The sequence below is a fragment of the Paraburkholderia sp. A3BS-1L genome (assembly GCF_051125215.1).
In the GTDB taxonomy this organism is placed as follows: Bacteria; Pseudomonadota; Gammaproteobacteria; order Burkholderiales; family Burkholderiaceae; genus Paraburkholderia.
This window is the reverse complement of record NZ_CP120442.1, coordinates 3,104,435-3,117,330: the sequence shown is the minus strand read 5'-3', so window position 1 is coordinate 3,117,330 and position 12,896 is coordinate 3,104,435. Positions and strand designations below refer to the sequence as shown.

The window sequence follows — 12,896 nt, the reverse complement described above, 5'->3', positions numbered from 1 at the left end:
CTTAACACCCAAGCGATCATGAAACCGATCGAACTCTCATTCGAATTTTTTCCGCCGAAGACCCCGGACGGCATCGAAAAGCTGCGCGCCACGCGCGCGCAACTGCTCACGCTCAAGCCGCGCTTCGTCTCGGTCACCTTCGGCGCGGGCGGCTCCACGCAGCAAGGCACGCTCGACACCATCGTCGAGATCGCCAAGGAAGGCGTCGATGCGGCACCGCACCTTTCGTGCATCGGCTCGTCGAAGGACAGCCTGCGCGAGATCCTGCGCCAGTACCGCTCGCACGGCATCCGCCACATCGTGGCGCTGCGCGGCGACCTGCCTTCGGGCATGGGCGCAGTGGGCGAGCTGCGCTATGCGTCGGAGCTCGTGGCGTTCATCCGCGAGGAAACCGGCGACGCGTTTCACATCGAAGTGGCCGGCTATCCCGAGTACCACCCGCAGTCGCGCTCGCCGCGCCACGACCTCGAGGCGTTCGCGAAGAAGGTGAAGGCCGGCGCGGACTCGGCCATCACGCAGTACTTCTTCAACGGCGACGCGTACTTCCGCTTCGTGGAAGACGCGAAGAAGCTCGGCGTGGACGTGCCCATCGTGCCCGGCATCATGCCGATCACGAACTACACGCAGCTCATGCGCTTCTCGGAAATGTGCGGCGCGGAAGTGCCGCGCTGGGTGGCGCGTCGCCTCGAGAGTTTCGGCGACGACCGCGAGTCGATCCGCGCGTTCGGCCTCGACGTGGTGACGGACCTGTGCCGTCGTCTGGTCGAAGGCGGCGCGCCGGGGCTGCACTTCTACACGCTCAATGCGGCGGGCGCGACCAAGGCGATCTGCGAACGGCTCGATTTGTGAGCGCATGAGGCGTCCTTCAGTTCTGGCCTGCCGCCTGCGTGCGGCGCCATGCAAACCGCGCGGCATCCTTTACCGGGTGCTGCGCGGTTTTTTTATGTGCAGCCGTGCCGGCTAGCGCTCGTGATCTGCGTCAAAGGCCGTGGATGGCGCGGTGCCGATAATCGAGGGTTTTTACCCGCGTGATCACGCCATGGCATGCGTCGTGCGCGGCAGGCCTTTGCGCATGACGACTTCCATTCCCGAAACCCCTTCGCAAGCCGGCACTTTCGCCGATGCGCTCGCCGCGTGGCGTGCCGGCGCGCTGGACGAGGCACGCGCGCGCTGCGGGCGGCTGATCGCGGCCAATGCGCGCGATGGCGACGCCTTGCATCTCGCCGGCATCCTCGAAACGGCGCGCGACCGGCTCGCGGCGCGCGCGCTGATCGAGCGCGCGCTCGCGGTGCGCGAAGACCCCTACTTTCTCGTGAGCCTCGGGCTCACCCATGACGCGGCCACCGAAGCGCAAGGCGCATTCGCGGCGCTCGAACGCGCGCTCGCGCTCAAGCCCGATTTTTCGATCGCGCTGAACAACCTCGCGAACCTCCATGTGAGCCAGGGCGACTTCCCGCGCGCGCTCGCAGCCTTCGAGCGTGCACTCGCGCTCGCTCCCGACAACGCAGGGGCGCACTACAACTACGGCAGCACCCTGTTGGCGAGCGGCGAAGCAGCACGCGCGGAGGCGCCGCTGCGCCGCGCGGTCGCGCTGGACCCGGGGTCCGTGAACGCGTGGAACAATCTCGCAAACGTCCTGATCGCGCTCAGGCGCACGGGCGAGGCGCAGGCAGTGCTCGAGCACGCCCGCACGCTCACGCCCGAATCGTCCAATGTGCTCACGAATCTCGGCTGCCTGCTGCGGGCCTGCGGCCGCGAGGCCGAGGCCCAGGTGGTATTGGAGCGCGCGCTCGAACTCGCGCCCGACGACGCGTCGGCGTGGAACAACCTCGGCAATGTGTTCGTGGATCTTTCGCGCATCGACGACGCACATGCGTGCTTCACGCGCGCCCTCGAACTGAAGCCGGCTTTCGCCAACGCGTGGAGCAATCTGGGCAACGCGCACAAGTACGCGGGCGCGATCGAGGCGGCGCTCGCGTGCTATCGCGAAGCGCTCGCACGCGAGCCCGGCAACATCGGCGCGCACAGCAACGCCGTCTATGGGCTGATGTTCGCGACCGAGGACGGCCGCGCGATCCGCGCCGCTGCCGAGCAGCTCTCGCGGCAGCACGAAGCGGCCTTGCTCGCGCAACCAGTTGCGCATGCGACCACGCCCGATGCGGGACGGCGGCTGCGCATCGGCTATGTCTCGCCGGACTTTCGCAACCACTGCCAGATGCTGTTCACGACGCCGCTGTTCCAGCATCACGATCACGCGGCGTTCGAGATCGTCTGCTATTCGAGCGTCACGCAACCCGACGAGGTGACGGCGCGCCTCGCCGCCCACGCAGATCGCTGGCGCGACGTGCGCGAGCTCGACAATGCGCGGCTCGCGCAGCAGATTCACGACGATCGCATCGACATCCTCGTGGACCTGACGATGCACATGAACGGCGCGCGCCGTCTCATGTTCGCGCGGCGGCCCGCGCCGGTGCAGGTGGCGTGGCTCGCTTACCCGGGCACCACGGGCAGCGCGGCCATCGGCTGGCGGCTCACCGATCCGTGGCTCGACCCGCCCGGTGCGCCGGGCGTGGACGATCAGTACACCGAGCGCTCGCTGCGCCTGCCCGACTCGTTCTGGTGCTACGACGCGCTCGCGCCCGGCATCGAGGTCAATGGCTTGCCGATGCTGGCCAAGGGGCACGACGGCGCCATCACGTTCGGCTGCCTGAACACCCCCTGCAAGCTCACCGACGCCACCTTCGCGCTCTGGTCGGGCGTGTTCGCGGCGCTGCCCACGGCGCGGCTCGTGCTGATGGCGCCGCCCGGCGCCGCGCGCGAGCGGCTCCTGGCGCGCCTCGCGGCCCATGGCGTCGATGCGGCGCGCGTGCGCTTCGTGGGCTTTCAGCCGCGTGAGGACTATCTGCTCACCTGGGCGCAAGTCGATCTCGCGCTCGACACGTTTCCCTACAACGGCCATACCACGAGCCTCGATGCGCTCTGGATGGGCGTGCCCGTGCCCACGCGCGTGGGCCGCTCGGCGGCGGCCCGCGCGGGCCTTTCGCTGCTCGCCAACCTGGGGCTGGCGCAGTTGGCCGCGCATACCGATGCCGCCTATGTCGAACTCGTGGTCGCGCTCGCGCGCGATCCGGCACGCCTCGCCGCGCTGCGCGCGAGCCTGCGCCCGCGCATGGCGGCCTCGCCGCTGATGGACGGAGAACGCTTCGCGCGCAACATGGAAGCCGCGTACCGCCTCATGTGGCGCGACTGGTGCGCTCGCGCGCAGGCGGTGAACGACGGTTGATACTGCCGCCGAAAGCCAGTCGAAGCCGAACCTGGACAGCGCGCCAGCGCCAGCATCCGCGCCGGCGGCCAGGGAAACTGCAAGCGAAATGACGGCGCGCTATCGTGCTTCAGCGGACCGGCGCGGGCACAAGTGGGACACAGGCGGGACACAAGCGGGAGATGAGAAGAACATGAGCGGCCACGGCCTGCGGATTGCCCGGGAAGCCGCCCGCAGCAAGCCTGTCAACCAGGCATTTCCTGCGTGATGGTCATTTTGGCCGGCTTGTGAGCGCAGGCGGTGCTCAAGTAAGATCGCGCTACGCTGGCTCAGGCCGGCACCGAACTGGAGGAAACATGAAAGAAAACAATCTGTTGCGTGCCGCGCGAATGACGTCGCTCGTGGCGCTCGCAGCGGCATCGATTGCGGGGGCCACCGTCGCGCACGCCGCGGGCAGCATCCCGAACAAGACGCTCGTGTACTGCTCGGAAGGCAGCCCCGCTGGCTTCGACTCCGCCCAATACACGACGGGCGTCGACTTCACCGCGGCCACGTTCACCGTCTACAACCGCCTCGTCGAGTTCGAGCGCGGCGGCACCAAGGTCGAACCGGGTCTCGCACAATCGTGGGATGTTTCCCCTGATGGCAAGACCTACACGTTCCATCTGCGCCATGGCGTGAAGTTCCAGACCACGGCGTACTTCAAGCCCACGCGCGAATTCAACGCCGACGACGTCGTGTTCACGTTCGACCGCATGCTCAACACGAACAACGCGTTCCGCAAGGCGTACCCGGTGTCGTTCCCGTACTTCACCGACATGGGCCTGGATAAACTCATCGCGAAGGTCGAGAAGGTCGACCCGTACACGGTGAAGTTCACGCTCAACGAACCGAACGCGCCGTTCATCCAGAACATGGCGATGGAGTTCGCCTCGATTCTCTCGGCTGAATACGCGGATCAACTGATGAAGGCCGGCAAGGCCGCCGACATCAATCAGTACCCGGTCGGCACGGGGCCGTTCATCTTCAAGAGCTATACGAAGGACGCGACCATCCGTTTCGATGGCAATCCTGACTATTGGAAGCCGGGCGCGGTGAAGCTCTCGAAGCTGATCTTCTCGATCACGCCCGATGCGAGCGTGCGCGTGCAGAAGTTGAAGCGCGACGAATGCCAGGTGATGAGCTATCCGCGTCCCGCCGACATCGCGCCGCTGAAGGCCGACCCGAACATCGCGATGCCTTCGCAGCCGGGCTTCAACCTCGGCTACCTGTCGTACAACGTCGAGCACAAGCCGATGGACAAGCTCGAAGTGCGTCAGGCGCTCGACATGGCGATCAACAAGAAGGCGATCATCGAGTCGGTGTATCAAGGCGCGGGCCAGGCCGCGACCAACCCGATGCCGCCCACGCAATGGTCCTACGACAAGACGCTGAAGGCGCAGCCGTACGATCCGGCGAAGGCCAAGGCGCTGCTCGCGAAGGCCGGCTTGTCCAACGGCTTCGAGATGACGCTCTGGGCCATGCCCGTGCAGCGCGCCTACAACCCGAATGCACGCCTGATGGCCGAGATGATCCAGGCCGACTGGGCCAAGATCGGCGTGAAGGCGAAGATCGTCACGTACGAGTGGGGCGAGTACATCAAGCGCGCGCACGCGGGCGAGGACGACTCGATGCTGATCGGCTGGACGGGCGACAACGGCGACCCCGACAACTGGCTCGGCACGCTGCTCGGCTGCGAGGCCGTGAACGGCAACAACTTCAGCAAGTGGTGCTACAAGCCGTTCGACGAGCTGGTCCAGAAGGGCCGCCAGAGCTCGGCGCAGGCGGTGCGCACGAATCTCTACATTCAGGCGCAGCAGATCTTCGCGCAGCAACTGCCGTTCTCGCCGATCGCCCACTCGACCGTCTATCAGCCGGTCAGCAAGAAGGTGACCGACATGCGCATCGAGCCGCTCGGCTATGCGCGCTTCGACGGCGTCGGCATGCAGTAACGTCTATCGGGTAGTTTTTCGCGCAGCCTTCACACACACGGAAGGCCCGCGAAAATGGTCCGGCGACCGGGGTCACGAGCCCCTGTCGCCGGTTGCGTTTCATTTCAGGCTTTAAGGGGGAACGTCACATGTTCCGCTTCGTATTGCGCCGCATCGGCATGGTGATACCCACCTTCATCGGTATTACGCTGCTTGCGTTCGCGCTCATCCACCTGATTCCGGGCGACCCCATCGAAGTGATGATGGGCGAGCGCGGCGTCGATCCCCAAATGCACGCCGAGGCCATGCACCGCCTCGGGCTCGACGAGCCGCTGCCGATGCAGTACGTGCACTATGTGTGGCGCGCGCTGCACGGCAACCTCGGCACGTCGATCATCACCAACACCAGTGTGATGGGCGAGTTCCTCGCGCGCTTTCCGGCCACCGTCGAACTTTCGCTGTGCGCGCTCATCTTCGCGCTCGCCATGGGCCTGCCCGCCGGCGTGTTCGCGGCCCTGAGGCGCGGCACCGTCGTTGATCACGGCGTGATGGGCACCGCGCTCACCGGCTATTCGATGCCGATCTTCTGGTGGGGCCTCATTCTCATCATGGTGTTTTCGTCGAAGCTCGGCTGGACGCCGGTGTCGGGACGCATCGCCGTCGAATACGACATTCCGCACGTCACCGGCTTCATGCTGATCGATTCGCTGCTGCCAGGCACCGACGAAGGCGCGTTCAAGTCGGTGCTCTCGCATCTGATCCTGCCCGCCATCGTGCTCGGCACGATTCCGCTGGCCGTGGTCGCGCGCATGACGCGCTCGTCCATGCTCGAAGTGCTGCGCGAGGACTACATCCGCACCGCGCGCGCCAAGGGCCTCTCGCCCGTGCGCGTGATCGTCGTGCACGCGCTGCGCAACGCGCTGATTCCCGTGGTGACCGTGATCGGTTTGCAGGTCGGCACGCTGCTGGCCGGGGCGGTGCTCACCGAGACGCTGTTCTCGTGGCCCGGCATCGGCAAATGGCTGATCGACGCGATCAGCCGGCGCGACTACCCGGTGGTGCAGGGCGGCATTCTCATGATCGCGACGCTCGTGATCGTCGTGAACCTGTTCGTCGATTTGCTGTACGGCGTGCTCAATCCGCGCATTCGACATACGAGGTAATCACGCCATGACGATGCAAACCCTTCAATCCATTCATCGAACCGTGGAGGCATGATGGCTGACATTCAGAACAGCGTGCCCCGCGCCGTCACGCCGCCCTCGGGCCGCGCGCTCGTGCTGCGCGAATTCTGGGCGAACTTCTCGCGCAACAAGGGCGCCGTGGGCGCCGGCATCATCGTGCTCGCGCTGATCGTCATCGCGGTCCTCGCGCCGCTGATCGCGCCGCACAGCCCCGTCGAGCAGTACCGCGATTTCGTGAAGATCCCGCCCGCCTGGCTCGACGGCGGCAACTGGAAGTTCATTCTGGGCACCGACGAAGCGGGCCGCGACATCCTCTCGCGCCTGATGTACGGTGCGCGGCTCTCGCTGTGGATCGGCTGCGTCTCGGTGATGCTCGCGCTGATTCCGGGCGTCGTGCTCGGGCTCGTGGCCGCGTTCTTCGAGAAGTGGGCCGACACGCCGATCATGCGTCTGATGGACGTGCTGCTCGCGCTGCCTTCGCTGCTGCTCGCGGTGGCGGTGGTCGCGATCATCGGCCCGGGCCTCACGAACACCATGTTCGCGATCGCCATCGTCGCGCTGCCCGGTTATGTGCGTCTGACACGCGGCTCGGCGCTCGGCGAACTGCACAAGGAGTACGTGACCGCCTCGCGCGTGGCCGGCGCCGGCACGCTGCGGCTGATGTTCTCGCAGGTGCTGCCCAACTGCACCGCGCCGCTGATCGTGCAGGCGACGCTCGGCTTCAGCTCGGCGATTCTCGATGCTGCGGCGCTGGGCTTTCTCGGCCTCGGCGTGCAGCCGCCCGCTGCGGAGTGGGGCGCGATGCTCGCTTCGGCGCGCGACTATATCGACAGCGCCTGGTGGATCGTCACGATGCCCGGCCTTTCCATCCTGATCTCGGTGCTCGCGATCAATCTGCTCGGCGACGGGCTGCGCGATGCACTCGATCCCAAGCTCAAGCGGATGGCCTGAATGAAAACGACCCCCACGCTCCTTACAGTCGCTGCCCCCCGCGGGGGCGTCAGTCCTCTTGGGGCGGCCCGGCGAGGACTGACATGACGAAAGAACTACTGAACATCCGCAATCTGGCGGTGAACTTCAACGGCTTGCCCGCCGTCGACCGCGTGAATCTCTCGGTGGCGCCGGGCGAAGTGCTCGGCATCGTCGGCGAATCGGGCTCGGGCAAGAGCGTGACGATGATGGCGCTGATGGGCCTCATCGATGCGCCCGGCAAGGTGAGCGCCGACTCCATCACCTTCGATGGCCGCGACCTGCTCAACGCCACCGGCAAGGAGCGCCGCCGCATCGTGGGCAAGGACATCGCCATGGTGTTCCAGGACGCGCTCACGAGCCTGAATCCGAGCTACACGGTCGGCTATCAGATCAAGGAAGTGCTCAAGCTGCATGAGGGCCTGCGCGGTTCCGCGCTCCATGCGCGCGCCTTGGAATTGCTCGACCAGGTGGGCATTCCCGACGCGAAGAACCGCATCGACAACTTCCCGCACCAGATGTCGGGCGGCATGAACCAGCGCGTGATGATCGCGATGGCCGTGGCCTGCAACCCGAAGCTCCTGATCGCCGACGAGCCCACCACGGCGCTCGACGTGACCATCCAGGCGCAGATCATGGCGCTGCTCGTGCAGTTGCAGAAGGAGCGCGGCATGGCGCTCGTGCTGATCTCGCACGATCTGGCCGTGGTCTCCGAAGTCGCGCAGCGCGTGGCCGTGATGTACGCGGGCGAGATCATCGAGACCAACCGCGTGCCCGATATCTTCGCCAAGCCGCACCATCCGTACACGGAGGCGCTGCTCGCCGCGATCCCCGAGCACAACAAGGGGGCCATGCGTCTGGCCGCGCTGCCCGGCATGGTGCCCGGCCGCGACGACCGGCCGGGCGGATGCCTGTTCGCGCCGCGCTGCAAGTACGTGGTGGACGGCTGCATGAAGGCGCGGCCGGCGCTCGATCCAGTCGCCGATCGCGCCGACCAGAGCGCCGGCTACGCGCAGGTGCGCTGCATCAAGCCGCTGAACGTGGCCCTGACTCAATCCAACGGAGGCGCGCGATGAACGCAGTCCGGCAATCCGCGGCTCGCGAGGATGACAAAGTACTCGTCGCGGACAACCTCAAGAAGCACTACAGCGTGAAGCGCGGCATGTTCGGCACGGGCACCGTGAAGGCGCTCAATGGCGTGTCGTTCTCGCTCACGCGCGGGCGCACGCTCGCGGTGGTGGGCGAGTCGGGCTGCGGCAAGTCCACGCTCGCGCGCCAGCTCACGATGATCGAGCCGCCCACCTCGGGCAAGCTGACCATCGACGGCGAGGACGTCGCGCACGCGAGCCACGAGAAGATCGCCGCGCTGCGCCGCCGCGTGCAGATGGTGTTCCAGAACCCGTTCGCCTCGCTCAATCCGCGCAAGACCGTCGAGCAGACGCTCGGCGAGCCGCTCGCGATCAACACCAAGCTCACGGCGAGCGAGCGCGCCGACCGCATCGCGCACATGATGCGCATCGTGGGCCTGCGGCCCGAGCATGCGAAGCGCTATCCGCACATGTTCTCGGGCGGCCAGCGTCAGCGTGTCGCCATTGCGCGCGCGATGATCCTCGACCCGCAGATCGTGGTGGCCGACGAGCCGGTGTCCGCGCTCGACGTGTCGATCCAGGCGCAGATCCTCAATCTGTTCATGGATCTGCAGGAGCAGTTCCGCACCAGCTACGTGTTCATTTCGCACAACCTGGCCGTGGTCGAGCATATCGCCGACGACGTGATGGTGATGTACCTGGGCGGCGTGGCCGAGCTTGGCGACAAGCACACGGTGATCGGGCGGCCGCGCCATCCGTACACGCGCTCGCTGCTTTCGGCGACGCCCGCGATCTTCGAAGCGGACCGGCGCGTGAAGATCAAGCTGGAGGGCGAGCTGCCTTCGCCGCTGAACCCGCCTTCGGGCTGCACTTTCCATCAGCGTTGTCCGTATGCGGTCGAACGGTGCCGCAAGGAAGTGCCGGTTTTACGCGAAGTGGATGGGCGTCAGGTATCCTGCCATCGTGCTGAGGAGGTGGGGGAAGAAGATGGGCGGCCCATGCCGGCCTGAAGTAACGGCGGCGCGCCGGTTTGCGCGCCGCAAGCCAAAGGGCGGCCGTCGCGCCGCATCGACGATGCAAAACCGGGGCCGCCTGCGGGCGGGCGGCGCGCTTTCACGGGGGCTTGCGCGAGCAATTGCAGCTGCGTTCGCCGCTGCGTTCGCGCGGGCGCGCTCATGGCTGCGCGCGGCGCTGGCAACGGCGCTTGCGCTGGCCGTTGCGCTCGGGCCGTCGCTCGACCGGCCGCTGCGCGCGTTCCTGCCCAGCGCGTATGCGGCCGCCACCGTCGCCAATGTCCCCGGCGTGCATCCTGCCGTTCCCGCGCCAGGCCAGCCTTCGGGCGGCGGCCTGCCGGGCTTCCACTCGCCGCCGCCCATGCCGAGCTACGCATCGGGTACGACGGCGGGCGGTCCGGTGCGCACGCAGCCGGCACGCATGCCGTTCTATGTCGCCACGCGCGGCACCACCACCATTTATCTGCTCGGCACGCTGCACGTGGGCGACCCCGCCGACTATCCGCCGAACCAGCCGTTCCGTGCGCCGATCCTCGCGGCGCTCAACGCCTCGCCCACGCTTGCGCTCGAACTTTCGCCCGATGACCTGCTCGTCTCGCAGGACGACGTCTCGAAATATGGCGTGTGCCGCAAGCCCTGCCTGCAACAACTGCTGCCCGATCCGCTCTGGGCGAAGCTCGCGGCGCGCTTGCGCGGCAATCCCGAGGCGCTCGCCGAGATCCGCAAGATGAAGCCGTGGCTCGCCTCGCTGCTGGTGGAAACCTACGATTCGCTGAGCGCGGGTTTGCAGACCGAGTACGGTACCGAGGCGCAGCTGCAGAACGTGTACCTGCGCCTGAAGGGGCGGCGCGTGGTTGGGCTGGAAACGCTGGCTGAGCAGATGCGCGCGTTCACTCACCTCACGCTTGCGCAGCAGCGCGAGATGCTCGCGCAGGATCTCGCGCAAACGCCCGCGCAAAACGTCGCAGACGTGCAGACGCTGTTGCGGCTGTGGCGCCTCGGCGACGCCGACGCAATCGCGGCCTGGGATGCCGCCCACACCGAAAAGCTCGCGCACGACCCGCGCGTGGCGGCGTCGGTGGATAACCGCATCGTCTACGAGCGCAACCGCCGCTTCGTCGCGCGCATGCAACTGTATACCGCGCCCAACAAGCCGCTCTTCGTGGCAGTCGGCGCGCTGCACCTGGGCGGACGCAACGGCGTGCTCCAGTTGCTGCGGCAGCGCGGCTTCACCGTTGATCCGGGCTGAGGTCCAGCTCTTCGTTGATGGGCAACCCGGTTGCCTTGCGCGCTTTCTGCGCGGACTTGCGCGCGCCTGCGCTGCTTGCGCCGCTTTTGCCGCTTGCGCCACTGGTGCCTGTCACGCGCCCGGGTTTTTCGGCGAGCGCCTCGCGCAGTTCTTCGAGCGCCGGTTGCCAGTTACCCACTTCGCGCTGGCGGAACAGCCGCGCCGTGGGGTACCACGGCGAGTCCGCGCGCTTTTCGAGCCAGCGCCATTCGCCGTTCGCGGGCACGAGGATCCAGACCGGCTTGCCAAGCGCGCCGGCCAGATGCGCGACCGAGGTATCCACGGCAATCACGAGATCGAGATTCATGATGAGCGCGGCCGTGTCTCCGAAGTCGCGCAGATCGTCGCTGAAGTCATGGACCGGTGCGCCGCCGGCCAGCGCCGCAAGCTGCGCGCGGGCCGCTTCGCCCTTTTGCAGCGAGAACCAGCTGATTTTCTCCAGCGTGAAGAGCGGCTGGAATGCCGCCAGCGCCACCGAGCGGTTGTGGTCGTTATAGAAGCCGGGATTGCCGCCCCAGACGAGGCCGATGTTGCGGTAGCCAGCGGGCTTGCGCAAGCGGCCGGGCGTGCTTGCCGCGCCGGTCGCATGGGTCGCATTAGTCGCACCGGTTGGTTTGGCGACTGCTTCTAGCGCGGCCAGCGGGGCCGGGGGCGGGGCTTTGCCGGCCTGGCGCGCGAGGTCCGCGAGCATCGCGGCCTGCACGCGCGGCTTCCACGCCTGAATGTCGACGTCGCGTGCAAAGAGATAGGGCACCGTGGCCGGAACCGTGTGGAGTTCGGTGCCGCACGCGGACGGGGCACTCATCACGTATAGCCAGTAGTCGTAGTCGCCTGCGGGCGTGCCGGTCCAGGCGCGGTGCACGCCCGGCACCGACTGCGCGAGCAACTGCAGGGTCTGCGGCACGCAGACGTCCACGCTTGCGCCGCGCGCGGCAAGCACGCTCGCGTAGCGCACGAACTGGATCTGGTCGCCGAAGCCCTGCTCGTGCACGAGCAAGAGGCGCTTGCCGTCGAGCGGCTCGCCTTGCCACTCGGCGATGCCTTCGATGTCGAACGGCGCGTAATCGCAGGCGCGCCAGCGCCGAGCATACTCGGCCCAGCCTTCGCGATACTCGCCGCGCTTGAGCTTGAGCCAGACGAGGTTCTGGCGCGCGTCGGCGTTTTGCGGGTCGATCTCGATCGCGCGCTGGTAGTAGGGCGCTTCCTCGTCGTTGCGCCCTTGCGCGCCCAGCGAAGCGCCGAGGCACACGAGATTCGCCGCGTTCGGCTCCAGCTCCACGGCCCTGCGATAGCACGTTTCCGCGGCCCGATAGTCGCCGGTCTGGCCGAGCGTGGTGCCGAGATTCACCCAGGCGGCCGCGTAGCCGGGCGCCAGCTCGACGGCCTGGCGGTAGTGAACGATGGCGGCAGCGTCGTCGCCGAGTGCGCGCTGCGCGTTGCCGAGGTTGAAGTGAATGGCGGCGTCGGCGGGCGCGAGCGCAAGCGCTTCGCGATAGCAGGCGAGCGCCTCCTCGCCGCGCGCGAGCTTCGCGAGCACGCTGCCCAGGTTCACCTGCGCGTTCACGGACTCCGGCGCCAGCGCGAGCGCCGCACGGCAGTGGCGCTCGGCTCCCGCGAGGTCGCCCGCTTCGCGCAGCGCGAGCCCGAGGTTGTTGTGCGCATCGGCGAATCCGGGTACGAGGCGCAGCGCCTCGCGCAGGTTGTGCGCCGCTTCCTCGTGCTGGCCGAGCGAGAGCGCGGCGAGTCCGCGATTGCTCCAGCAGACCGCGTCGTTGGGCGCGTGCGCGAGCGCGCGATCCATGAGCGCGAGTGCGCCACGATGGTCGCCGAGCTGGTGGCGCGCCACGCCCCAGTAATGCAAGGCGTCGGCATGGGTCGAATCGCGCTCGACCAGCGCGCGATAGATCGCTTGTGCTTCGTCAAGACGCCCCGCGCCGTGGGCTGCGAGTGCGGCGGCAAGGCGCGCACCGGAATCGGCATGTTCGGCGTGTTCGTCAGGCGGGGAGGAATCAGCGGAAGCGGAGGAACCGTCGGCGTTCGAAGTCATGGGCATGTGAGGCCGATCCGGCGCGCGGGCGATGGGCGCGCATCTGACTGGAATTGGAGAGAACCGTACAAAGTA

At 67.3% G+C, this 12,896-nt stretch carries 9 protein-coding genes; 8 read left to right on the top strand and 1 reads right to left on the bottom strand.

The features are described from left to right. The first annotated feature begins 18 nt into the window (after positions 1–18). The 8 genes from metF (at position 19) to P5W99_RS14245 (ending at position 10,735) form a co-directional block, all read left to right on the top strand. Positions 19–849 carry a methylenetetrahydrofolate reductase [NAD(P)H] gene (gene metF / locus P5W99_RS14280; RefSeq protein ID WP_421024983.1) on the top strand — a complete coding sequence of 277 codons (831 nt, stop codon included), beginning with the start codon at positions 19–21 and terminating at the stop codon, positions 847–849. Positions 850–1,072: 223 nt separating this feature from the next. Continuing rightward, positions 1,073–3,283: a tetratricopeptide repeat protein gene (locus tag P5W99_RS14275; protein WP_434661229.1), complete on the top strand. Its 2,211-nt coding sequence runs from the start codon at positions 1,073–1,075 to the stop codon at positions 3,281–3,283. 335 nt (positions 3,284–3,618) lie between these two features. Then, positions 3,619–5,253: an ABC transporter substrate-binding protein gene (locus P5W99_RS14270; protein WP_421024981.1), complete on the top strand. Its 1,635-nt coding sequence runs from the start codon at positions 3,619–3,621 to the stop codon at positions 5,251–5,253. Positions 5,254–5,381: 128 nt separating this feature from the next. After that, positions 5,382–6,395 (top strand): ABC transporter permease subunit, encoded by a 1,014-nt coding sequence (locus P5W99_RS14265; RefSeq protein WP_421024980.1) that lies wholly within the window; start codon positions 5,382–5,384, stop codon positions 6,393–6,395. 54 nt (positions 6,396–6,449) lie between these two features. Further along, positions 6,450–7,367 (top strand): ABC transporter permease subunit, encoded by a 918-nt coding sequence (locus P5W99_RS14260; protein WP_421025286.1) that lies wholly within the window; start codon positions 6,450–6,452, stop codon positions 7,365–7,367. A gap of 83 nt (positions 7,368–7,450) precedes the next feature. After that, positions 7,451–8,461 carry an ABC transporter ATP-binding protein gene (locus P5W99_RS14255; RefSeq protein ID WP_421024979.1) on the top strand — a complete coding sequence of 337 codons (1,011 nt, stop codon included), beginning with the start codon at positions 7,451–7,453 and terminating at the stop codon, positions 8,459–8,461. After that, positions 8,458–9,483, top strand: a complete 1,026-nt coding sequence (locus P5W99_RS14250; protein ID WP_421024978.1) for a peptide ABC transporter ATP-binding protein — start codon at positions 8,458–8,460, stop codon at positions 9,481–9,483. The genes P5W99_RS14255 and P5W99_RS14250 overlap by 4 nt, the downstream gene beginning before the upstream one ends. After that, a complete protein-coding gene (locus tag P5W99_RS14245; RefSeq protein WP_421024977.1) occupies positions 9,461–10,735 on the top strand; it encodes a TraB/GumN family protein in 1,275 nt (424 codons plus the stop codon). The genes P5W99_RS14250 and P5W99_RS14245 overlap by 23 nt, the downstream gene beginning before the upstream one ends. Here the strand turns inward: P5W99_RS14245 and P5W99_RS14240 are convergent. Further along, positions 10,716–12,827, bottom strand: a complete 2,112-nt coding sequence (locus P5W99_RS14240) for a tetratricopeptide repeat protein (RefSeq protein ID WP_421024976.1) — start codon at positions 12,825–12,827, stop codon at positions 10,716–10,718. The two genes, P5W99_RS14245 and P5W99_RS14240, sit on opposite strands and share 20 nt — an antisense overlap. Positions 12,828–12,896: the final 69 nt, after the last annotated feature.

What these genes read in the sequence shown, in the direction of transcription:
- metF (WP_421024983.1), top strand. Translation starts at nt 19, where the DNA reads ATGAAACCGATCGAACTCTCATTCGAATTTTTTCCGCCGAAGACCCCG.
- P5W99_RS14275 (WP_434661229.1), top strand. Translation starts at nt 1,073, where the DNA reads ATGACGACTTCCATTCCCGAAACCCCTTCGCAAGCCGGCACTTTCGCC.
- P5W99_RS14270 (WP_421024981.1), top strand. Translation starts at nt 3,619, where the DNA reads ATGAAAGAAAACAATCTGTTGCGTGCCGCGCGAATGACGTCGCTCGTG.
- P5W99_RS14265 (WP_421024980.1), top strand. Translation starts at nt 5,382, where the DNA reads ATGTTCCGCTTCGTATTGCGCCGCATCGGCATGGTGATACCCACCTTC.
- P5W99_RS14260 (WP_421025286.1), top strand. Translation starts at nt 6,450, where the DNA reads ATGGCTGACATTCAGAACAGCGTGCCCCGCGCCGTCACGCCGCCCTCG.
- P5W99_RS14255 (WP_421024979.1), top strand. Translation starts at nt 7,451, where the DNA reads ATGACGAAAGAACTACTGAACATCCGCAATCTGGCGGTGAACTTCAAC.
- P5W99_RS14250 (WP_421024978.1), top strand. Translation starts at nt 8,458, where the DNA reads ATGAACGCAGTCCGGCAATCCGCGGCTCGCGAGGATGACAAAGTACTC.
- P5W99_RS14245 (WP_421024977.1), top strand. Translation starts at nt 9,461, where the DNA reads ATGGGCGGCCCATGCCGGCCTGAAGTAACGGCGGCGCGCCGGTTTGCG.
- P5W99_RS14240 (WP_421024976.1), bottom strand. Translation starts at nt 12,827, where the DNA reads ATGCCCATGACTTCGAACGCCGACGGTTCCTCCGCTTCCGCTGATTCC.